The following is a 21,492-nucleotide window of genomic DNA, read 5'->3' as shown; positions in this document are numbered from 1 at the left end:
GGGCGGCGGTCGGTGGGGTGATCGTTTACGGCTGTGGTGTGGAAACGGCCACCCGATGCATGATCGTTTACGGTTCTGGAGCGCGCTGACCGGGTTCTGTTACACCTGACGCGTCATTGATCATGCAGATCGGGCCGGATTTACACCTCGGCCGTAAACGATCAAGGAATCAGCGCACTGCGCCCATCTGACGGAAGATCGTTCCCGCATCACGGGCAACGGCCGGGGACAGGACGGCGTGGACGTGATCCACAGCGGCTGAGATGTCAAAACGCACCCCATCTCCAAGATCCACAACGGTCGGGATGCAGGAAAACGGCCCCTACCTACATCTCGGCCGCAATGGATCGAGGGGATGGGCCCGGAAACTACATCCCAGCCGCGAACGATCACCGACCAGCCGATCCACCCGGCCACCATATCGGACAGTCGCGACAAAGTCCGGGCATGGGCACGCCGTCGGCGGTCCGCCGCGCCCCTGACCGGCCACCGCGAGTGTGGATCGTGACGGAAGTCGAGAAGGCAACGTCAAACCGGCCGGAATGATGTTCCTTTCCCGACATCCGTCAAGATCCAACCCGCCGCGACCGCCCACAAGTCGGACAGTCGCGACGAAGGCCAGGGGTGAAGGGTGCAACGGTTGACCGGACTTTGTCGCGACCGTCCGATATGGAGGAGGAGGCGGCCTAGTCGCTCGGCTTGCTCAGGATGATCGAATACCGCTATAGCGGCACCGCGATGCCGATTCTCTTGATCGAATACCGCTATTACGGCGGGAAAGCGCTTTCTTGCCGTAATAGCGGTATTCGATCACGTCCAGGCGGCCGTAACTGCCGTAATAGTGGTAAATGATCACCAGTCGCAGGGCGTGCGCCGGCCCGCAAGTGGCAGGCCACCCACGCAAGGGCGGGGAGCCGAATAGGGCAACAGATCAAGGAAGTTGCCGTGAACATGCTAAGCCGTGGCCGGATCCGCCGGCCTTTGTCCCGACTGTCCGATACGAGGTCAGCCCGCCTATCGCCCGTCCACCAGCCGCACAAGTGGGACAGTCGCGACAAAAGCGGGGGTCGACGGGTGAAACGGTGCCCAGACGGCGGTGGACGATGCGTCGCCCCACCAACCTGGCAGTGGAGTCCCCGGAGCGCAGCGATAGGGGCGGAACGGTCTCCCGCGGGAGGAGCGGAAGTGAGATCGACGAACCCGGGACAAAAGCTTATGAAAGATATTGAAGAGTGGAAGGGGCCGGCGGAGAGGATCCCCCGCCGGCCCCGGCCTTCTGCGATGGAGAGATCACATCTCTTCGTCGAGAAGGGCATCGCGCAGCCGATGCAGGGACTGCGTCAGCAGCCGGGAGACGTGCATCTGCGACACGCCCACCGTCTTGGCGATCTCCGCCTGCGTGAGGTTGCCGAAGAACCTCAGGATCAGGATCTTCTGCTCCCGCGCCGGCAGCTTGCCGACCGCCTGCCAGAGGGCCTGCCGTTCGGGCACCGATTCGAGATCGGTGTCGACGCCGCCCACGAGCTCGCCCAGCTCCACATCGGCATCACCCGTCCGCACCGGAGCGTTCAAGGAGAACGCGCGGTACGCGCGGGCGCAATCCATCCCGGCGCCGACCTGGGCGACACTGACGCCCAGGTGCTCCGAGAGATCCGCAGCGGTGGGCACGCGGCCCAGCTGCTGCGTCAACCCAGGTACTGCCCGACTGATCTGCAGGTGCAGCTCCTGCAATTGGCGCTGCACGCGCATCATCCACCCACGGTCGCGGAAGTGCCGCTTGACCTCACCGGTCATCGTGGGCAGAACGTAGTGCAGGAAGGATCCGCCGCGTTCGGAGTCGAACCGGTCGACCGCCTTGATGGCCGCGACCAGCGCGACCTGCGTGAGATCTTCGAGTTCCTCGCCACGGTGGGCGAACCGGGACGCGACGCGACGGGCCAGCGGCACGCACGCCTCGATCACCCGCTCCCGCAGCTGAACTCGCCGGGGGTCATCGGCCCCCAGGTCCTGCATCTCCGTCAGGGCCTGCGACGTGATCGTTTCGAAGTCGTCGCCGGGCGTGTCGTACGTACGGCGCTCCGCCTGTCGCGGAGTCGCCAGCTGGGTCATAGACATGACTGTTCACCTGCGCCGATTCGCACACGCAGCAACGTGGCCACGTGCCGAACCTCGGTGTATCCAGGGTGGCACCCGTCTGCTTGAGTGCCGTGCGGAGGTGGTGCGTCGCACCTGACTCCACGTGCGTCCGGCGTGAGACGCAGAAGTCAGCCTAGACTCATCCGAGCGGAGGACGCAACCCGGGATGATCGGGTCGATACGCGGGCATTTCCGGCCGCATACGCGTGGCCATGAGGCCGGCGACCCCGGTCACCTCCAGCATCCGGGCCACCCAGTCGCGGGCGCCGCTGATCGACACGAACAACCCCCGCCGGCGCCCGGCCCGGTACGCGTCGACCAGCGTACGCACGCCGGTGGAGTCGAGGAAAGTGACGCCGGCCAGATCGACGACGACGTCCCGGTCCTCCTCCGCGGCGGCTTCGAGCTGCCGCCCGAGCTGATCGGCGGTGGTGAGGTCGACGTCGCCGCGTACCGTCACGAGGACGTGCTCCGGCTCGGCGACGCGGGCGATCTCGAAGTCCTCCGGCGAATCCATAGTAGACATCATTGCCGCTCCACGCGGAACACGCTGTAGGCCTGACGGATGACGGGATGCGCCACATTGCGGACGCGTACGCCGCCGGGGGTCGTGCCGCGTTCGCAGCCGGCGTGCGCGTGCCCGTGCACGGCCAGATCGGTGCCGGTGGCGTCGATCGCCTCGCCGAGCAGGTGCGAACCGAGGAACGGGTAGATCTCCAGCGGCTCGCCGTGCAGCGTGTCGGGCACCGGCGCGTAGTGGGTGAGCGCGACGCGTACGTCGCAGTCCAAGGCCCGCAACGCTTTCGCGAGGCTGTCGGCGCTTCGCTCGGCCGTGTGGACGAACGCCTTCGTCTCCGGCTCGCCGAACGCGGTGGCGCACCGGCCGGCGAAGCCGCCGCCGAACCCCTTCACCCCGGCGACGCCGATCCGGCCGCGGCCGGTCGACACGACCGTGCCGGCGCCCTCCAGTACCTCGATGCCGGCTTCCTTCAAGATCGCCGTTACGTCCGCCTCGGCGTCGCTGTGGTAGTCGTGGTTGCCGAGAACAGCGATCACCGGTACGTCCAAGCCGCCGAACTCCGTCGCCACGCAGCGCGCTTCGTCCGGCGTACCGTGGCGGGTCAGGTCGCCCGCGAGCAGCAGGACGTCCGCGCGCTCGGCCAGGCTCGCCAGCGCCGGGCGGTAGCGGCCCACCACGTCCTGGTCCATGTGCACGTCGCCCACAGCCGCCACGCGCAGCGCGCCGTCGGGCACCTCCGCCGGTTCGGTCATCCGGGCGACGACGATCTCATTGAGTACGCGTACCGACGGGAACTGCCGGGTGATGCGCTCCTCGACGGCCTGCCGGCGGGCCTCGCTCTCGACCTCGCCGGCCACGATGATGACCTCGTCCCGCCGGAACGCCTCGATGCCCAGTTCGGCGGCTTCCTCGGCGAGCGCGCGCTGCGTCTCGGCTTCCCAGTATTCGTGTGTCATGCCGTCTCCTCCCCCGGAATGATGTCGAGCAGTTCGCCGAGGTAGAGGAAGGCCATGGCGTACGGGGAAACCGCCGTCTCCTCGCGTACGCGCGCCCAGTCGATCTTCTCGCGCAGCGATCGGGCGAGCGGCAGCCCCCGGGAGTAGTCGCAGTAGTGCTGCCCGAAGGTGAGCAGCTTGTGCACCATCAACTCGGTCGCCGACAGCACCTGCATGCCGATGGCCTCGACCTTCATGAACTCGGCGTCGCCGAGCACGGCGTCGGTCACCGGGCGCTCGACCGGCCGGAAGATCAAGTCGATCAGCGTCCCCTCGTGGTACGCCTTGACCAGCCAGTCCTCCGGCGGGCGCTCGACCTTGAGGCCGGCGTCCAGCATCGCTGTCAGGGACCGCTCGGCGTCCTGCGGTTTGATCAGGAAATCGACGTCGTGGTCGCTCGACGCGCCACCATGGGCGTACACGGCGAAACCGCCGGCGAGCGCGAAGGGGATGTCGGCCGCCTTCAGGACGCTCGCACCTCGCTTGAGCGCCTCGATCAGGTCCTGGTCATCGGCTCGGGTCACGATCGAAGGCGTACCCCGTTCGGCGGGGGTGTACACACGCCGCCGAAATCCGTGGCCGCCCGGGGCCGCGACTGCCTAGCATCACCCTCGATGACTGACTTGACGGAACGTACCGACCTGCCGACCGAGCCCGACGAGCGCTCGGTGCTCATGACCATGCTGCGCTACGTACGCGAGACGGTGCACTTCAAGTGCATCGGCGTCAGCGCGGCGGACGCCGTCCGGGCGCCCTTGGACACATCGCCGTTGATGACGGTCAACGGCCTGGTGAACCACCTGCTGTGGGTGGAGAAGCACTGGATCGAGGGCGTCTTCCTCGGCCGCGACATCGGCGGCGAGTTCACCGACGAGGATCCCGACTGGGAGATGCGGACCGCCGTGGAGCACCCGCTCGACGAGCTGCTGGCCGCGTACGCGGCGCAGGCGGCCGCCAACGACGAGGTGATCGCCGCCGGTGACCTCGATCGGATGTCGGTGAAGAAGCGCCGGGGCGGCGACCCGTTCCCGATGCGCTGGATCGTGCTGCACCTGATCGAGGAGACGGCCCGGCACAACGGGCACCTCGACGTCATCCGCGAGATCGTCGACGGCTCCACCGGCGCCTGACCCCGCTCCCAAGATCCCGCTTGGATCACGGTTCTCCCCCGAATCTTGAGCCATGATTCGGGGGATTTCCCTGATCCAAGCGGGATCTTGAGGCGAGCCCCCAAGCGGGATCTTGAGGGCGACCTCCCCAGGTCGAGTACTGCTAGGCGACCGCTGCTTCGGTCGGCGCGACCGAGCCGCTCGGCTCGTCCTCGTCGGTGAAGTAGTCGGCGCGCTGCGTGGCGTCCTGCCCCTCCGGCGCCTTGAGGGCCCGGAGAAGGAACGTCCCCAGCACGGCGATCACCAGGTTGGCGAGCACCGCCACGAATCCGGCATAGATCGTCATCTTCGTGTCGAAGCCGAGCTTCGACAGCGAGAAGGCGGACCCGGCCCAGTGCGGCCGCGTCGCGCTCGACACCGTGTAGACCATCCACAGGCCCAGGCCCATGCCGACGGCCCAGCCCGCGATCAACGCTCCCTTGTGGAACCAGCGGGTGAACAGGCCCAGCGCCACCGCCGGCAGCGTCTGCAGGATGATCACCCCGCCGATCAGTTGCAGGTCGATCGAGAACTGCGGGTCGAGCAGCACGATGCAGAGCAGCGCGCCGACCTTCACCACCAGCGACGCGATCTTGCTGACCTTGGCCTCCTGCGCCGGGGTCGCGTCCTTGTTCAGGTACTCGCGGTAGATGTTGCGGGTGAACAGGTTCGCCGCCGCGATCGACATGATCGCCGCCGGCACCAGCGCCCCGATCCCGATCGCCGCGAACGCCACGCCCGCGAACCACGACGGGAACTGCGAGTGGAACAGCAGCGGCACGACCGTGTTGTTGTCGGCCGTACCCGGCTTGGCGCCGGGCAGCGGAGTGATCTTGGCTGCGATCGCCGCGTACCCCAGCAGGGCCAGCAGGCCCAGCATCAGCGAGTACGCGGGCAGCGCCGACATGTTCCGCTTGATGACCGACCGGTTCTTCGACGCGAGTACGCCGGTCACCGAGTGCGGGTAGAGGAACAGCGCGAGGGCCGAGCCGAGGGCCAGCGTGATGTACTGCAGCTGGTTGTTGGCGTTGAGCAGGATGCCGTCGGTGACCGCGGGCGACTTGTCGAACTTCGCCTGCGCCGCACCGAAGATCGCGTCCCAGCCGCCCAGCTTGGCCGGCAGGGCGATGATCGCCACGAGGATGACGATGTAGATGAGCGCGTCCTTGACGAACGCGATCAGGGCCGGTGCCCGCAACCCCGACTGGTACGTGTACGCGGCCAGGATGGCGAACGCGATGATGATCGGCAGGTGCCGGGCGAGGGTCGAGTCGCCGGTGAGGCCGACGGTCTTGAGCACGGACTCGATGCCGACCAGCTGCAGCGCGATGTAGGGCATGGTCGCGACGATGCCGGTGACGGCGATCAGCAGGGCCAGGGTCGGCGAGCCGAACCGGGCCCGGACGAAATCGGCCGGGGTGACCAGGCCGTGCTTCTTCGAGACCGACCAGAGCCGGACCAGGATCAGGAAGACCATCGGGTAGATGATCACCGTGTAGGGCACGGCGAAGAAGCCCGTGGCGCCGGCCCCGAAGATGAGGGCGGGCACGGCCACGAACGTGTACGCGGTGTACAGGTCGCCGCCGACCAGGAACCAGGTGATCCACGAGCCGAAGCTGCGGCCGCCGAGACCCCACTCGTCGAGGTGTTCCATGGTGGTCGGCCGGCGCCACTTGGCGGCGACGAAGCCCATGACGCTGACCGCGACGAACAGGACGGCGAAGACCGTGAACTCGACGCCGTTGACGTTCTTCCACATGTCAGCGCCCCCGTTTCTTCGTCAGCTGGTAGACGAGCGTGGTGGCGCCGACGCCGAGGACGATGAACGCCAGCTGCAGCCAGTAGAACAGCGGGAACCCGAACAGCTTCGGGGTGCTGTGGTTGAACAGAACCGTGATCAGGGGAACCACGACCGGGATGATCAGCAGCCAGTTCCAGGGGCTGCGATCCGGATTCTCGGCGCGGTCTCCGTCCGGGCTGGACGGTGTGGGAGCAGGTTCACCCATCGTGAGTGCCTCCTTGCGGAACGGCAGAATGTGGGCGAAGGAGACCAGACCCGGACCGGCAAAATCCCGCATCGAGCGCCTGGCAGCGCCGAACGGCAGCGTCCGTGCGCCGAACGGCTGAGGGTCGGTCTCCCGGATCATTCGCGGCCCGTTGGCGGCCTCAGACGACGAGATCCGGGAGACAGACCCTAGACCAGATGGGCCGTCTCGTTGACGGTACGCACCGCGACGCCGCCGTCGGCGTACACGTCGACGACCGAGATGCCGGCCGGATCCAGGTAGAGCCGGTGCAGCAGCGCGTCCGAGGCGCCGAGCGCGTCCCGGAGGATCAGTTTGATGGGCGACACGTGCGACACGACCACCACCGTCTCCCCCGCGTACGCGTCCCGCAACGTCGTCATCGCCCGGCGTACGCGCTGGGCGACCTGCTGAAACGACTCGCCTCCGGGCGGGGCGGCGGCGGTCGAGGCGAGCCACGCCTGCAACTGGGCCGGGTCCTGCTCGCGGACCTCGGCAAACGTCAGCCCCTCCCAGCGGCCGAAGTCGCACTCGATGAGGTCTTCCACGATCGCGACGCGCGGTGGGGGGTCGAAGGCCGCGGCGAGATGCTCGGCGGTACGCGTACACCGGGAAAGTGGTGAGGACAGCATGACCGCGACCGGGCCGAACTTCGCGACGCGCGCGGCGGCCGCCTGGGCCTGCTCCTCGCCCGTGGCCGACAGGGGGACGTCGCCGCGGCCGCTGTAGCGACGTTCGGCGGTGAGCTGGGTCTGCCCGTGGCGGACGAGGACGATCCGGGTCGGCTTGTCCGTACGCGGTTCCCAGTTCTGGGTACGCGGCTGGGCGTTCTCGTCCATGGCCTGGTTGGCGAGCGCGTCGGCGCTGGTGTTGCGCTCGCGCGGCACCCACACGTAGCGGACGGTCCCGAAGGCGTGCACGAGCGCGGCGGCCTGGGCCGCGAGCGGGCGCAGGGCCGGGTGCTTGATCTGCCAGCGGCCGGCCATCTGCTCGATGACCAGCTTGGAGTCCATCCGGACCTCGACCTCGGTCGCGCCCAGCTCGGACGCCGCCTGCAGTCCCGCGATCAGGCCCGAGTACTCGGCGACGTTGTTGGTCGCGACGCCGAGGCCGCCCGACCGCTCCGCGAGCACCGCTCCGGTGGCGGCGTCGCGGACGAGCGCGCCGAAACCGGCCGGACCGGGGTTGCCCCGGGAGCCGCCGTCGGCCTCGACGATGACGACCTTGCGGGTCACAGTCCGCTCTCGGCGGTCCGCACCATGATCCGGCGGCACTCCTCGCACCGCACGACCTCGTCGGCCGGGGCCGACTTCACGCGTACGCGGTCGGCGCCGGCCAGCTCGATCCGGCAGCCACCGCACCGGCCGTGCTGCACGAGGGCCGCACCGAGGCCGCCGGACGACTCGCGGATCTTGTCGTAGAGCGTCACCAGATCGGTCGGGAGGTCGGCGGCCAGCGGCTTGCGGGCGGTCGCCTTCCACTCCTCCTCCTTGGCGATCTCGGCCAGGGCGGCGTCGCGGGCGGCTTCCGTCTCCTCGCGCCTGGTACGCGTCGCGGCCAGCCTGCCCTCGATGGATTCGAGCAGGGTCTGGGCGGTCTCGCGGCGTTCCATGATCTCGATCTCGACGTCCTCGAGATCGGCCTGACGCCGTCCGAGAGCACCGATCTCGTGTTCGATCGCGGTCAGCTCCCGGGCCGGCAGCCGGCCCTCGTCGAGCCGCTGGCGGTCCTTGGCCAGGCGCTGGCGTACGGTGTCGACCTCGCGCTCCTGCTTGGCGATGTCCCGGTCGAGGTCGTCGACGTCGACCTGGGCGCGGACGCGCTCGTCGGACAGCGCCGAGATCTCGCGGGCCAGCTTGTCGAGCTCGGCCAGCTCGGGCAGGGTCCGCCGGCGGTGGGCCAGCTGCGCCAGGGTCGTGTCGATCGCCTGCAGGTCGAGCAGGCGGCGCTGGGCTTCCGGTTCGGCCTTCACGATGTCATCTCCCTGGGCTGGATGGTCCGGCGCTCAATGATCTCACTCCGCGCGGAGCGCCGGGGCATCCCGTGCGCGCCCGCCGTACGCGGAGTCCGCTGAGTCGGCAGCCTCATTCTGCGCCGGTGCTGTGCAGTGTCCACGGGTCGGTACGCACGGTCGAGACGAACGTCTCCACGTCCAGCTTCGCGGCCAGCAGGCCGGCCACCCGCGGCAGCCAGGGCCATTCGGTCGCCCAGTGGGCCGCCTCGATGACGGCCGGTCCGCCCGCGGCCACGTGCTCACTCGCGTAATGGTGCTTCACGTCCGAGGTGAGGATCGCGTCGGCCCCGGCGCCGGCGGCCATCGGCAGGCAGTCGGACCCGGAACCGGAGGCCACGGCGAGCGTCGTGACGATCTGCTCGGGGTCGCCGGTCGCGCGTACGCCCCACGCGGTGGCGGGCAGCGTCGCGGCCACGTGCCGGACGAGGTCGGCCAGGCGCAGCGGGGCGGGCAGGGTGCCGACCCGGCCGAGCCCGTCCGGCCGGAACGGGCGCAGGAAGCCGAGTCCGAGCAGGTCGGCGAGCGCCTCGTTCACCCCGTCGACCGCGACGTCGGCGTTGGTGTGCGCCACGTGCAGCGCGATCCCGGCCCGGATGAGGTCGTGCACGATCCGGCCGGCGTACGTGGTGGGGGCCACCGAGGACACGCCCCGCAACAGCAGCGGGTGGTGCGACACGATCATGTCGACGCCCCGGTCGGCCGCCTCCGCCACGGTCTCGGGCACCACGTCGACCACGCAGAGGATCGAGCGTACGGGCGCGGCGGGCTCGCCGAGGACCAGGCCGACCTTGTCCCAGGCGGCGGCGGTCGCGGGCGGGTACAACTCGTCGAGGACGGCGACGACGCCGGCGACCGTGGGGCTCATCCCGTCGACGCTACCCGAGCATCCCCGCGACGTCCGCCAGACGGTGGGCGAAACCCCATTCGTTGTCGTACCAGGCGATGATCTTCACGCAGTCGCCGACCACCGTGGTGAACTGTCCATCGACGACACTCGACTCGGCGGCGCCGATGATGTCCGAGGAGACGATCGGCTCCTCGGTGTAGCCGAGCACTCCCTTGAAATGCCCGGCCGCCGCCGCGGCCAGCGCCTGATTGATCACCTGCGCCGGTGGCGGCGTCTCCATCCGGATGACCAGGTCGGCCACGCAGCCGATGATCGCCGGTACGCGTACGTGCAGGCCGTCGAGGCGTCCGTCGAGTTCCGGAACGGCCGTCGCGATGGCGCTCAGGGTGCCCGCCTTGAGCCGGGCGGGCACGAGATTCGTGGCCGCGGCCCGGCCCATCCGGGGATTCCAGTGCGGCGAATCCGTGAGATTGCTCTTCGTCGCGTCGTACGCGTGCACGGTCGTCAGCGTGCCCTCGACCAGCGTGCCGAGCTGCCGCAGGACGGCCAGGATCGGGGTGACCGCGCTGCTCGTGCAGCAGGCCGGCGAGACGACGGTGTGCCGGGCCGGGTCGAGCCGCTCCTCGTTGATTCCCATGAGGACGGTCATGTCGGCGTCGACCGTGGCCGTCGAGACGAGGACCCGCCTGGCCCCCGCCGCCAGGTGCCGGGCGGCCGAGGCGCGGTCGTAGTAGCGGCCCGTCGCTTCGAGGACCACGTCCACGCCGTGCTCACCCCATGGGACGGCCCCCGCCTCCGCCTGCTGGTACGCCGCGATCGGCGCGCCGTCGACCGTGATCGTGCCGGACCGGACGTCGATGGACTGCGGCAGCCGCCCGCGTACGCTGTCGTACTTCATCAGGTAGGCGACGGACTCGCCCGGCGCGACGTCGTTGACCGCCACGACGTCGAGCTGCGGGCGCGACAACGCGACGCGCCAGAAGTTCCGTCCGATGCGGCCCATGCCGTTGATGCCGACCCTGACGGCCACACGCGTCTCCTTCAGTTGTGCCGCGGCCCGCGCCGCGCCCGGTCCCCTGCCGGCGCCCGGACCGCACCCCCGCGCGGCCGCCGGATCACACCGGGCGGACCCGCCCCGCCCGGCTCGCCCCGGGACGCAACCGCAGGCGGCGGCCCCGGGAGGTTGTCAGCCTACTCTTCATCGAGGTGTTTGCGTACCTCGATCAATGCGGCCTCCCAGGGCATCGCGGCCGCGAGGCCTTCACCCTGACCGGGCGCGAACTGGGGAATGACCCCCTCGCCCCACAATATCGTGACGCCCCAACGGCGCAGCCGGTCCAGTGCCTCCACAAAGGCCGGAAAGGCGGCCATCGCCGAATTGGTCCACGGCACCGCCACGATCGGCAGGCCCTTGCCGAAGCCCTCGACGAGCAGGCCGAGCACCAGCGTGTCGGCGATGCCGGCCGCCCATTTGCAGATCGTGTTGACCGTCGCCGGGGCCACGATCATCGCGTCCGCGGGCGGCAGCAGATCCGGCTCGCCGGGGTTCTTGAAGGTGCTGCGCACGGCGTACCCGGTCTGCTCGATGAGCGCAGGCACGTCGACGAACTTGCGGCCGTCCGGGGTGGTGATGACGCAGACCGTCCAGCCGATCTCCTGCGCCGCCGTGACGAGCCGGCCGACCTGTTGCGCCGCGGGCGAACCGCAGATCAGCACATAGAGGACGGTCAAACGCCGACTCCCATGTGCTCGGCCAGCTCGGAGATGGGCAGCGTCGGCGAACCCTTCGTCCGGCGGAGCACGTCGGACATGACCTCGTGGGCGATCGGCCGGCAGCGGATCTCGGCGGCGGCCAGGCGGTCGCCCTCCAGCAGCATCTCGCCGGCCCGCTCCAGATCGCCGATCTGGGCGAAGCCCCGCGCCATGTCCAGGAAGTGGTGGGCCCGCCGCTCCGGCATCATCGCCGTGAAGGCGGGACTCAGCAACGCCTCCTCGTGCGTCGGCAGCGCCGCGGCGCCCTCTCCCAGCTCCACGCACGCGGCCGTGCGGTGCAGCAGGACGTTGGTCGGGCCGAACGAGGTCCAGTAGTGGTTCTGGTCCTCGCCCACGTGCTGGCTCGCCTCGGTCGCGCCGTCCAGCAGGTCGCGCATGGTCGCGCTGTCACCGATCCGCGCGGCCGCCATCGCGCCCTGCAACAGCAGCATCCCGTACACCGAAAGGCTTTCGACCGAGGTCGGCTCGTCGCCCGGGGCCAGCCGGTTGGCGATGTTGACGTTGATCTCCAGCGCCGGCCGCGCCCGGCCCAGCGCCAGCAGCGCCGAGCCCACCCGGTAGGTCGCCGTGCCGGCCAGCAGCTTGTCGCCGGCCCGTTGCGCCACCGCGATCCCCCGGTCCGCGGCCAGCCAGGCCAGCTCCAGCTCGCCGAGCTTGCGCAGCACCGAGGACGAGATCTGGTACACCTGCCCGAGCAGGTTCGCCACGGCCCTCGCGTCGTTCGATCCGGCGTACGCGGTGTCGGCCGCCTGCGCGTCCCGCAGCAGTTTCGGCAGGCTCCGCGCCAGTACGCCGTACCGCGCGTGCTGGAACGTCAGCCAGGCGTGGTTGACGGCCTTGCGCATCTCGAAGATGGCCGGCGGTTCCGGACCTATGGTATCGAACGCACTGAATGCATCATAGCGCTCCAGGGCGGCGCGAATCTCCGCCACCTCGACTGCGTCGACGCAATTAATGGATTCCGGACGGCGCTCCGGCGCACGGCCGAGGAGCAATTGGACATCCAATTGCAGAACGTCCGCGATCTCATGTACGACCGAGAACTTGTCGAGCCTGCGCACCCCGCGCTCGACCTTGTCGACCCAGCTCTTCGACTTTCCGAGCCGGTCGGCGAAGACCTGCTGGGACATCTTCCGCCGGTTGCGCCAGTACGCGACGCGGCGTCCGATGGGCAACTCGTCCACGTGCTCGACCTCCCCTTGAGGCTTGTCGCACACCCTGTGCGCTGACCGTACCCCCGTCGCTCGTAATTTTCGATGCAAGTTGCAGTGCAGCTGCGTGATCCAACGAGAAATCCGCCATACCGGTGACGTGCCAACCGCATTGAAGACATGCCATTCGCGACACCGGCGGAGCGACCCGCGCCTTCCATCGACAGGGGGTCAACGAGATGCACTGGGGCATCGACCGATGGGTGTCTCACTTCCGACTCAAGCGGGCAGCGCTGCGCTTCGGCGACGAGGGCTGGACGGTCACGCCGGGTGCCTGGCTGGAGAGCCCGGGCGACGAGCCGGCTCGCTTCGCGTGTGGACGGCCGGACTGCCACACCAGTTCGTGCCATCCGGCCCTCGCCCATTGGGACGAGGACGCCACCAGCGACGCCGCACAGATCGAGGAGTGGTGGCAGGACGCCCCGTACTCGCTGCTCCTGGCGACCGGGCACGGCATCGGCGTGATCGAGGTCCCCGGACTCCTCGGCGCCCGGGCGGTACGCGGACCGGTCAGCGGGCCCGGCCGGCCGTCGGTCACCGGCGTGCTGCGCGGCCCGGTCGCGGTCACTCCGCAGGACCGCTGGATGTTCTTCGTCCGCGAGCCGGGCGTACCCGCGATCATGCGGCCCGAGCTGAAGCGCGAGGACATCCTGTGGCACACGCGCGGATCGTGGGTCCCCCTGCCGCCGACCCGCCTGCGCAGCGGCCCGGTGCGCTGGGAGGTCTCGCCGGAGGACGTGCAGTGGCACGTGCCCACCCTCGAACAGGCGCAGCGGGCGCTCGTCGACGCGGCGGTCTGGCTGGACGCGTCCCTGCTGGAGAGCCGGCTGAGCGGCCGGATGACGACCACGGCTCCGCGTACCGGGAACGCGACCACACAGCCGCTGGCCGCCCGCCGACCCGGCCGCGGGTACGGACGCTCCATTGCGGACGGACCGATGGAAGTTCTACGCCGGGCCGCCTGACCGTCCGGACCTCGTCACGTTATGTCCGATTCCTAGGCATAGGCCAGTGTCCACCCGCGAGTGCACTCGTTGGGGTGGATATCGAAGGAGTCAGACATGGCACATCACAGCGTTTCCACGAGTGACACCCGATCGATGGGCTGGGCCGGTACCCGCCCGACGGGGTCCCGGCCGGTCGGTTCACGCCCGACCGGAACCCGCCCGAACTCCTGCGGTTCGTCCCGCCGCTGAAACGGCGGTCAGGACAGCCGCGTCATCCAGCCGTGCCGGTCGGTCGTCCGGCCCCACTGGATGTCCATCAGCGCCGTACGCAGAGCCGCCGTCACCGGACCGGTCTGCCCGTCGCCGATGGTGAACTCCTCCTCGCGCGAGCGCACCGTCCCGATCGGAGTGAGGACGGCGGCGGTGCCGCACGCGAACGACTCGGCGATCCGGCCGCTGCGGGCGCCCTCCCGCCATTCATCGAGGCTGATGAGCCGCTCCTGCACCGGCCGGCCCTCCGCCGCCGCCATGGTCAGCAGCGAATCACGGGTGATGCCCGGCAGGATCGTGCCGGTGAGCGGGGGCGTGACGAGCGTACCGTCGTCGAGGACGAGGAAGACGTTCATGCCGCCGAGCTCGTCGATGTACTTCAGCTCGACCGCGTCCAGGAAGACGACCTGGTCGCAGCCGTGCTCGATCGCCTCGGCCTGGGCCACGAGGGAGGTGGCGTAGTTGCCGCCGCACTTGGCCGCGCCCGTGCCGCCCGGCGCCGCGCGCGTGTAGTCGCGGGTCACCCAGATCGACACCGGCTTCACTCCACCGCTGAAGTACGCGCCCACCGGCGAGGCGATGACGCCGAAGAGGTATTCCTTGGCCGGGCGTACCCCGAGGAAGACCTCGCTGGCGAACTGGAACGGGCGCAGGTAGAGCGAACCCTCGGGCAGGCTGGGGATCCACTGGCCGTCGATCGCGACCAGTTCCCTGACCGCACCGATGAACAGGTCGGCCGGCAGCGGGGCCATCGCCATCCGCACGGCCGAGTCCTGGAAGCGGGCGGCGTTGGCGTCGATGCGGAACAGCCCCACGCCCCCGTCCGCCAGCCGGTACGCCTTGAGCCCCTCGAAGATCTCCTGCGCGTAGTGCAGTACGGCGGTCGCCGGGTCCATCGGGATCGGCGCGCGGGCCTCCACGCGGGCGTCGTACCAGCCTTTGCCCTCGGCGTACTTGATGGTCACCATGTGGTCGGTGAAGACCCGGCCGAAGCCCGGGTTGGCCAGCAGTGCCTCGCGCTCGGCCGGAGCGACCGGCTGCGGATGGGGATGAATCTCGAACTGCTCTCCCATGGCGGGTGCCCCTCCATCTCGTGCCAGCGGCGGCAAAAGGGCGGGCTGCATCGCCTGGCGCCCTGCCGCGTGGTCTGGCTGAAACTTACCTCTAAACGGTCGTTCAAGCCGACTCGGGCCGCACGGCCGGGAGAGAAGGGAACTCGCTGCCCGGCCGTCCACGGCCGGGCCGTGGATCAAGCTACGGTCTGTGCTACTCGGTCGCCTACGGCGGCGGTGACCAGGGGCGCGCCGGTACGCTGCGTCAGTTCGACGGCGACGGCGTCGTTGATCTTGCTGGCCAGCTCGGGGTGGCCGAGGTGGTCCAGGCACAGGGCGACCGACAGGATGGCGGCGGCCGGGTCGGCGATCCCCTTGCCGGCGATGTCGGGCGCGGAGCCGTGCACCGGCTCGAACATCGACGGGTACGCGCGCTCGGGGTTGATGCAGCCGCTCGCGGCCAGCCCGATGCCGCCCGTGACGGCGGCGGCGATGTCGGTCAGGATGTCGCCGAACAGGTTGTCCGTGACGATGACGTCGTAGCGCTGGGGGTTCGTCACCATGAACATCGCGGCGGCGTCGACGTGCTGGTATTCGGTCGTCACGGCCGGGAACTCCGCCTTGACCGCCTCGAACGTCCGCGCCCAGAGCCCGCCGGAGTGGCTGAGCACGTTGGTCTTGTGGACCATCGTCAGCTTCTTGCGCGGGCGCGCGGCCGCCCGGGCGAACGCGTCACGGATGACCCGCTCCACGCCGTGGCGGGTGTTCAGGCTCTCCTCCGTGGCGACCTCGGCCGGCGTACCGCGGTGCATGGTGCCGCCCGCGCCCGTGTAGAGACCCTCGGTGCCCTCGCGGACCACGACGAAGTCGATCTCGCCGGGCTTCACCCCGGCCAGCGGGCCGGTCGTGGCCGGCCACAGCCGACTGGGGCGCAGGTTCACGTACTGGTCGAAGTCGAAGCGCAGCTTGAGCAGCAGGCCGCGCTCCAGCACGCCCGGCGGGACGCTCGGGTCGCCGACCGCGCCGAGGAGGATCGCGTCGTACCCCGCCAGCTCGTCGCGCACGCTGTCGGGCAGCACCTCGCCGGTCCGGTTGTACCGCGCCGCGCCCAGGTCGTACTCGGCGGTCTCGACGTCCGGCACGAGAACGCGCAGAACCTTGAGCCCCTCGGCGACGACCTCGGTCCCGATGCCGTCCCCGGCCACGACTGCGATGCGCACGGTGCAACCTCCTTGGTTTGTCTAACGAACACTAAGGGGATCGTCCCGCTTTCCGGTAATCATGTCCCGCATACTGGGCGGTAGCTCGGGTGTGGCGGAATGCCCCCACAATGGCGGCCATGACACCCACGGGGACCCCGCCGGCCTGGTCCGCCCTCCCGCCCGCCGTGCGCGCCCAGGTCGTCGCCCGCGCTCGGCAAGGCCTTCCCCACCCCGATCCAGGCGTACGCGCGGCGGTCGTCGTCGAAAGGCGGCGGCGCCGGGAGTTCGCCTTCCGCCTCGCCTCGGCCGCCATGCTGTCGTTCGCGGCCGTGGCGGTGGCGGCCTCGGTGCTCATTGGGCTCTTCGGGCTCTTCGCGGACGACCGGACGCCGGGCGTGGTGGTGTTCGGCGCGATGCTGGTCTTCGTGGTGATCTGCCTGCCGGCGGCCGTGCTGATGTTCTGGTCGGCGGGCTACAACCTCGTCCTGCACGGCACGCGGCGGATCGAGTCCGCGAACGTCGTCCAGGCGCTCGCCGACCGGCGGCAGCCGGGCACCGCACCGGTCGCCGGGCACGCCCGCGGGTTCCGGCAGCCGGGTGCGGTGTCGCTCGCCTTGCTGGTATTGATCCCGATCCCGGTCTGCCTCGGCCTGGCCCGCTTCACCTCCGTCTACGAGGAGGGCGGGGCCGCCTGGGTGATACCCGTCGTCACCGGCGTCCTCATCACGATCCCGCTGCTGCTGATCGCGTACGCGCAGGCGCAGCTCACGCCGTTCCGGGGCGTCGTCGCCGAGTTCACGACGGACGGCGTACGCCTGCCGGCGCTGGGGCTGGACCTCGGCTGGGCCGAAGTGGCGCGGATCGAGGCGGTCGACTTCCAGCAGACGCTGTGCTGCACGGTCGTGCCACGCGACCCGGCGGCCGTCGCCGCGCGGTCGACCGCTCCCTGGCTCCGCCGGGCGATCCTGCGCTGGCAACTGCGCAACAAGGGGGCGGCGTACCTGCCGGCGGCGTGGATGCGCGGACCAGTCGACGAGATCGTGGCCGGTGCGCAGGCGCTCCACCTGACCGTGCTGGCCGGTACGACCGCCTGAAGATACGAATGTGGCCGGGACGCGGCATCGTCCCGGCCACACACGTCGAAACACTTTGAGCACATCACCCGAAGATGTCCTCAATCGTCCACTGGGGACCTCAGCAGGCTAACCGCCCACGCAACGCAATGCAAGCAGGCGGTCACTCTTCGGTGAGATCCACCGTCGCGGCCGCGGTCGCCCCGATGGAAGCGGCGGCCTGCTGCAGCAGCTCGGCGGCGATCCCGGTGTCGACCGTCAGGGTCATCAGCGCCTCGCCACCGGCGGCGCGCCGCGCGACCTGCATCGCCGCGATGTTGACCCCGGCCTGGCCGAGGAACGTGCCGATCGTGCCGACGATGCCGGGCCGGTCGGCGTACCGGAAGAAGACCAGGACGCCGGTCGCGTCCAGCTCCAGGTCGAAGTCGTCGACCGCGGTCAGCTTGACCTGGTCGCGGGTGCCCGTCGAGACGACCGTGCCCGAGACCGTGACGACGCGGCCGTCCGGCGTGGCTCCGCGTACCGTGATGATGTTCTTGTGGCCCACGGCCTCCGGCGCGGTGACCAGCTCGACCTCGACGCCCCGGTCCGCCGCCAGCAGCGGCGCGTTGACGTAGGTGACCTGCTCTTCCACGACGGCGCTGAACAGGCCCTTGGTCGCGGCGAGCTTGAGGACCGACACGTCGTGGGCGATGATCTCGCCGCGCACGTCGACGGTCACGCTGGCCGCGACGCCGCCGGCGACGGCGGTGAAGACGCGGCCGAGCTTCTCGGCGAGCGGCAGCAGCGGGCGGACCTGCTCGGCCACGACCCCGCCGGCCTGGACGTTGACGGCGTCCGGCACGAACTCGCCCTGCAGCGCGAGCTTGACGCTCTTCGCGACGGCGAGGCCGGCCTTGTCCTGAGCCTCCACCGTGGACGCGCCCAGGTGCGGGACGGCCACGACGTTGTCGAAGGCGAACAGCGGCGAGTCGGTGCACGGCTCCTTGGCGTAGACGTCGAGGCCGACACCCGCGACCCGGCCGTCGGCGACCGCGTCGGCCAGCGCGGCCTCGTCGATCAGGCCACCGCGCGCGGCGTTGACGATGCGTACGCCGGGCTTGACCATCTTCAGCTCGTTGACGCCGATGAGGCCGACGGTCTCCGGGGTCTTCGGCAGGTGGATCGAGATGAAGTCCGACTCGCGGAGCAGCTCCTCCAGGCCGACCAGGCGTACGCCGAGCTGCGCGGCCCGGGCGGGCTGCACGTAGGGGTCGTACGCGATCAGGCGGGTGCCGAAGGCGGCGATGCGCTGGGCGAACAGCACGCCGATGCGGCCGAGGCCGACGACGCCGACGGTCTTGCCCTGGATCTCCACGCCGGTGAACTTCGAGCGCTTCCACTCGCCCTTCTTCAGCGAGGCGCTCGCGACGGCGGTGTGCCGGGCGACGGCCAGCAGCAGGGCCAGCGCCTGCTCGGCGGCCGAGACGATGTTGGAGGTCGGTGCGTTGACGACCATGACGCCACGGGCGGTGGCGGCGGCGGAATCGACGTTGTCGAGGCCGACTCCGGCGCGGGCGACGACCTTGAGCCGCTTGCCCGCGGCGATCGCCTCGGCGTCGATCTGCGTGGCGCTCCGGACGATCACCGCGTCGGCCTCGGCGAGCGCGGACAGCAGCGCGGGCCGGTCGGTGCCGTCGACGTGCCGGACGTCGAAATCGTTGGCGAGGACATCCAGAGCCGCGGGAGCGAGCTCTTCTGCGATGAGTACGACGGGAGTCACTTCTTGCCTCACGGGATTCTCGTGATTCCATGCCGGGCAGATCCGGCCGGGCCGCCGGAACGCAACGCCGCGTTTCGGGCTCTACCAGGGGGATCGTACGGCGTTCAGCTGAGGATTAACCCAGCCGCCACGACGTGACGGTCGTCACGTCGGGCAGCTGATCAGGTCAATGACCACCTATGCGAGCACCGTCGGCTCGTGTACGCGGTCGCGTGCGAGAGGCGTCACGGTGCGCGGGGTCACAACCATGCGATACCCGAAAGTGCGGAACGAGTGCGCCTCGGATTCCAGCCCACCCAGCAGCCGGTCGAGGGCCAGCGAGCCGACCGGTGCGTAGATGCGCTCGCGATGCGGCTCCTGGCCGGGCTCCAGCGCACCCTGCAGGATCATGAAGTCCATGATCTCCGTACGCAGTCCCGGCGGGCACACCGGCGAGTGGTAGAGCACGTTGAGCGCCTGGAAGCGCATCGACTGCACGTGCTCGTCGCCCTTGTTGTCGTGGAAGTGCGGGTTGATCGTGCCGATCTGCAGCAGCGGCACCCCGACCTCCGACGGGATCGGCGCCGCCCCCGGCAGTACGCCCCCGAACTGCTCGAACAGCTCCACGAACTGGAACGGTTCGACCGCGAACCCGCCCGCCATCCGCATCCGCAGCCCGAGGTCCAGGCTGAGCGCGTGCTCGCCGGCGTTGCCGGTCACGATGGCGTCGGTGCCGAACCCCGAGTACTCCGCCAGCAGGCGGTTGAGGAAGTCGTTGGTCACCTCCGAGGTCCGGCCGCGCTTGGAGAAGAACAGCTTCCCGTCGCGTACCTTCGGCTTGGAATCCCAGGCGATGCGGACCATCGAGTACGGACTGTCGGCGATGGCCAGGCCGGCGGCATAGACCTTGCAGTACTCGTGCACCGAGCCGGGCACGTAGTTGTCCGCGTCCACATAGCCCACGTAACGCCGCCCCGTCATCGCGGCCAACGCCATCGCGAGCACCATCGCCTCGCCCTTGCCCCGGCGTACGCCGCCGTCGATCTCGTCGACGATGTCGGGCAGCCCGGCCGCCTTCATCGCGGCACCCACGCCCGGATCCTGCTGGTGGACCGCGATCGCCGGCCGGTTCGCCAGCCGGCAGAACTCCTCCAGCGACCGCAGCTCGATGTCGTACCGGTCCACCGGCGTCCGGTCGCTGTTGGAGACCAGCAGGATGAGGCAGTCGTGCGGAATCCCCGCGAGCACGCCTTCGATGACGCGGCGCGGTTCATTCATGCACGGAACCACGATGACGAGATCGCGTTCGACCTCCCGCAGCCGGTCGCGACTGACTGTCCGTGTTGCACTGTCGCCGTGAATTGACTCAGCGTCACTGTCGCTCGCGGAGCTGTCGATCTCCACGACCTTCTGCAGCGGGCCGATTCGGACGGCGCCGAATCGCTCTGTTCGGTACGAATACTCCAACCGCATGGCCGAACGGTACCCGAAAGGCCCATGAATGGCTGCCCCCGCGCGGCTGTGAATTGGCTAGATGGGTGAACTCTGTGTTACATAGCAGTGATTACACAGAGTAATGCGCAGCCGGGACGGGCGGTATACCCATAGGGGTCACCGCTGTAAACATGGACGCCCGATTCACCCATTAGGTTGCTTACCGCCCCCTGGGAATTTCCCGACCATGCACGCATGCCAGTCCGGTGATCTCACTTCCGCTCCTCACACGGGAGACCGTTCCGCCCAATCGCTTCACTCCGGGGACTCCACTGCCAGCCGAGTGGGGCGAAGCATCATCCACCGCGGTTCGGTCACGACTTCACCCCACCCCCGCCCGACTTGGGTCGGCCCGGCTTTTGTCGCGACTGTCCGGCTTGTGGGTCCAGTCGACGGCCGGCGGGGTGATCGTTTGCGGCTGAGGTGCAGAAAAGGCCGCCCGATGCATGATCGTTTACGGTTCTGGAGCGCGTTGACCGGCTTTTGCTACACCTGACGCGTAAATGATCATGCAGATCGGGCCGGATTCACACCCCAGCCGTAAATGATCACGAAAACAGGCCCCGAAACTACATCGGAACCGCGAACGATCACCGCCGAACCCGAGCAGCCCAACCGCGTATCGGACAGTCGGGACAAAGTCCGGGTGGGGGTTGGGGGTAAACGGTGACCGGACGACGGTGGACGATGCTTCGCCCCACCAACCTGGCAGTGGAGTCCCCGGAGCGCAGCGATAGGGGCGCAACGGTCTCCCGCGGGAGGAGCGGAAGCGAGATCGACGAACCCGGGACAAAAAGATCTTGAACTTGATCTAAAAAAGATCTTGAGCCGGCAAAGAAAGACCGGGCTGCCCACAAGGGATCGCCTTGAGGGCAGCCCGGTACGTCCCGCTCCTCGGTTGTGGAGGGCAGGCAGCCTTACAGGGATGTCACGCGGTCTCGGTGATCGGCCGGTCCACCCAGCTCATCATTCCGCGGAGCTGCGCGCCCACCTTCTCGATCGGGTGCTCGGCGCCCTGCTGCTGGAGCTTGGTGAAGTTGGGCCG

19 protein-coding genes and 1 pseudogene are annotated in these 21,492 nt (G+C 69.3%); 3 read left to right on the top strand and 17 right to left on the bottom strand.

Features of this window, described 5'->3' with window-relative positions; all coding sequences use genetic code 11:
• Positions 1-1,290: 1,290 nt before the first annotated feature.
• From G401_RS0138505 to G401_RS0138490, 4 genes are all read right to left on the bottom strand, one after another.
• On the bottom strand, positions 1,291-2,109 hold the full coding sequence (locus G401_RS0138505) for a SigB/SigF/SigG family RNA polymerase sigma factor (protein ID WP_064741958.1): 819 nt from the start codon (positions 2,107-2,109) through the stop codon (positions 1,291-1,293).
• A gap of 166 nt (positions 2,110-2,275) precedes the next feature.
• Entirely contained in the window at positions 2,276-2,653 is a 378-nt protein-coding gene (locus tag G401_RS51315) for an STAS domain-containing protein (protein ID WP_051367888.1), read from the bottom strand.
• 8 nt (positions 2,654-2,661) lie between these two features.
• Entirely contained in the window at positions 2,662-3,408 is a 747-nt protein-coding gene (locus tag G401_RS0138495) for a metallophosphoesterase family protein (RefSeq protein ID WP_027346682.1), read from the bottom strand.
• Between the two features lie 200 nt (positions 3,409-3,608).
• Positions 3,609-4,175: a nucleotidyltransferase family protein gene (locus tag G401_RS0138490; protein WP_034594440.1), complete on the bottom strand. Its 567-nt coding sequence runs from the start codon at positions 4,173-4,175 to the stop codon at positions 3,609-3,611.
• 90 nt (positions 4,176-4,265) lie between these two features.
• Here G401_RS0138490 and G401_RS0138485 point away from each other — a divergent pair, with 90 nt between their 5' ends.
• Complete coding sequence (locus G401_RS0138485) at positions 4,266-4,781, top strand: DinB family protein (RefSeq protein ID WP_084558095.1); 516 nt, start codon at positions 4,266-4,268, stop codon at positions 4,779-4,781.
• Positions 4,782-4,923: 142 nt separating this feature from the next.
• Here G401_RS0138485 and mctP read toward each other — a convergent pair whose 3' ends face one another.
• The 8 genes from mctP to G401_RS0138445 all read right to left on the bottom strand — a co-directional run bounded on the left by mctP (position 4,924) and on the right by G401_RS0138445 (position 12,641).
• Positions 4,924-6,558, bottom strand: a complete 1,635-nt coding sequence (gene mctP, locus G401_RS0138480) for a monocarboxylate uptake permease MctP (RefSeq protein ID WP_027346679.1) — start codon at positions 6,556-6,558, stop codon at positions 4,924-4,926.
• A gap of 1 nt (position 6,559) precedes the next feature.
• Entirely contained in the window at positions 6,560-6,805 is a 246-nt protein-coding gene (locus G401_RS0138475; RefSeq protein WP_027346678.1) for a DUF3311 domain-containing protein, read from the bottom strand.
• Between the two features lie 188 nt (positions 6,806-6,993).
• Entirely contained in the window at positions 6,994-8,058 is a 1,065-nt protein-coding gene (locus G401_RS0138470) for a histidine phosphatase family protein (protein ID WP_027346677.1), read from the bottom strand.
• Complete coding sequence (locus G401_RS0138465) at positions 8,055-8,795, bottom strand: zinc ribbon domain-containing protein (RefSeq protein ID WP_027346676.1); 741 nt, start codon at positions 8,793-8,795, stop codon at positions 8,055-8,057. The genes G401_RS0138470 and G401_RS0138465 overlap by 4 nt, the downstream gene beginning before the upstream one ends.
• Before the next feature lie 112 nt (positions 8,796-8,907).
• Positions 8,908-9,702: a Nif3-like dinuclear metal center hexameric protein gene (locus tag G401_RS0138460; protein ID WP_027346675.1), complete on the bottom strand. Its 795-nt coding sequence runs from the start codon at positions 9,700-9,702 to the stop codon at positions 8,908-8,910.
• 10 nt (positions 9,703-9,712) lie between these two features.
• Complete coding sequence (locus tag G401_RS0138455; protein ID WP_027346674.1) at positions 9,713-10,714, bottom strand: type I glyceraldehyde-3-phosphate dehydrogenase; 1,002 nt, start codon at positions 10,712-10,714, stop codon at positions 9,713-9,715.
• A gap of 161 nt (positions 10,715-10,875) precedes the next feature.
• On the bottom strand, positions 10,876-11,415 hold the full coding sequence (locus G401_RS51310) for a flavoprotein (RefSeq protein WP_034594436.1): 540 nt from the start codon (positions 11,413-11,415) through the stop codon (positions 10,876-10,878).
• Entirely contained in the window at positions 11,412-12,641 is a 1,230-nt protein-coding gene (locus G401_RS0138445; protein WP_027346673.1) for a helix-turn-helix domain-containing protein, read from the bottom strand. Before G401_RS0138445 ends, G401_RS51310 begins: the two co-directional genes overlap by 4 nt.
• 230 nt (positions 12,642-12,871) lie before the next feature.
• On the opposite strand from G401_RS0138445, the gene G401_RS51305 reads away from it, so the two are divergent.
• Positions 12,872-13,633, top strand: a complete 762-nt coding sequence (locus G401_RS51305; RefSeq protein WP_169734306.1) for a bifunctional DNA primase/polymerase — start codon at positions 12,872-12,874, stop codon at positions 13,631-13,633.
• 239 nt (positions 13,634-13,872) lie between these two features.
• Here G401_RS51305 and G401_RS0138435 read toward each other — a convergent pair whose 3' ends face one another.
• Positions 13,873-14,958, bottom strand: a complete 1,086-nt coding sequence (locus G401_RS0138435; protein WP_027346672.1) for a branched-chain amino acid aminotransferase — start codon at positions 14,956-14,958, stop codon at positions 13,873-13,875.
• Positions 14,959-15,134: 176 nt separating this feature from the next.
• Entirely contained in the window at positions 15,135-16,157 is a 1,023-nt protein-coding gene (locus tag G401_RS0138430; protein ID WP_027346671.1) for a 3-isopropylmalate dehydrogenase, read from the bottom strand.
• A 119-nt stretch (positions 16,158-16,276) separates the two neighbouring features.
• Between G401_RS0138430 and G401_RS0138425 the strand changes: the two genes are divergently transcribed.
• Entirely contained in the window at positions 16,277-17,233 is a 957-nt protein-coding gene (locus tag G401_RS0138425; protein ID WP_157546776.1) for a hypothetical protein, read from the top strand.
• A gap of 142 nt (positions 17,234-17,375) precedes the next feature.
• Here the strand turns inward: G401_RS0138425 and serA are convergent, their stop codons facing one another.
• From serA to G401_RS56495, 3 genes and pseudogenes are all read right to left on the bottom strand, one after another.
• A complete protein-coding gene (gene serA / locus G401_RS0138420; RefSeq protein WP_027346669.1) occupies positions 17,376-18,974 on the bottom strand; it encodes a phosphoglycerate dehydrogenase in 1,599 nt (532 codons plus the stop codon).
• Positions 18,975-19,151: 177 nt separating this feature from the next.
• Positions 19,152-20,426, bottom strand: coding sequence for a mannosyl-3-phosphoglycerate synthase (gene mpgS / locus G401_RS51300; RefSeq protein ID WP_034594433.1), 1,275 nt, complete (start codon positions 20,424-20,426; stop codon positions 19,152-19,154).
• Between the two features lie 949 nt (positions 20,427-21,375).
• Positions 21,376-21,492, bottom strand: a pseudogene (locus tag G401_RS56495) (ketol-acid reductoisomerase); the annotation flags it as partial.

Origin of the sequence: Hamadaea tsunoensis DSM 44101 (assembly GCF_000428945.1) — a bacterium.
In the GTDB taxonomy this organism is placed as follows: Bacteria; Actinomycetota; Actinomycetes; order Mycobacteriales; family Micromonosporaceae; genus Hamadaea; species Hamadaea tsunoensis.
This window is presented reverse-complemented; position numbering and strand designations above follow the sequence as displayed.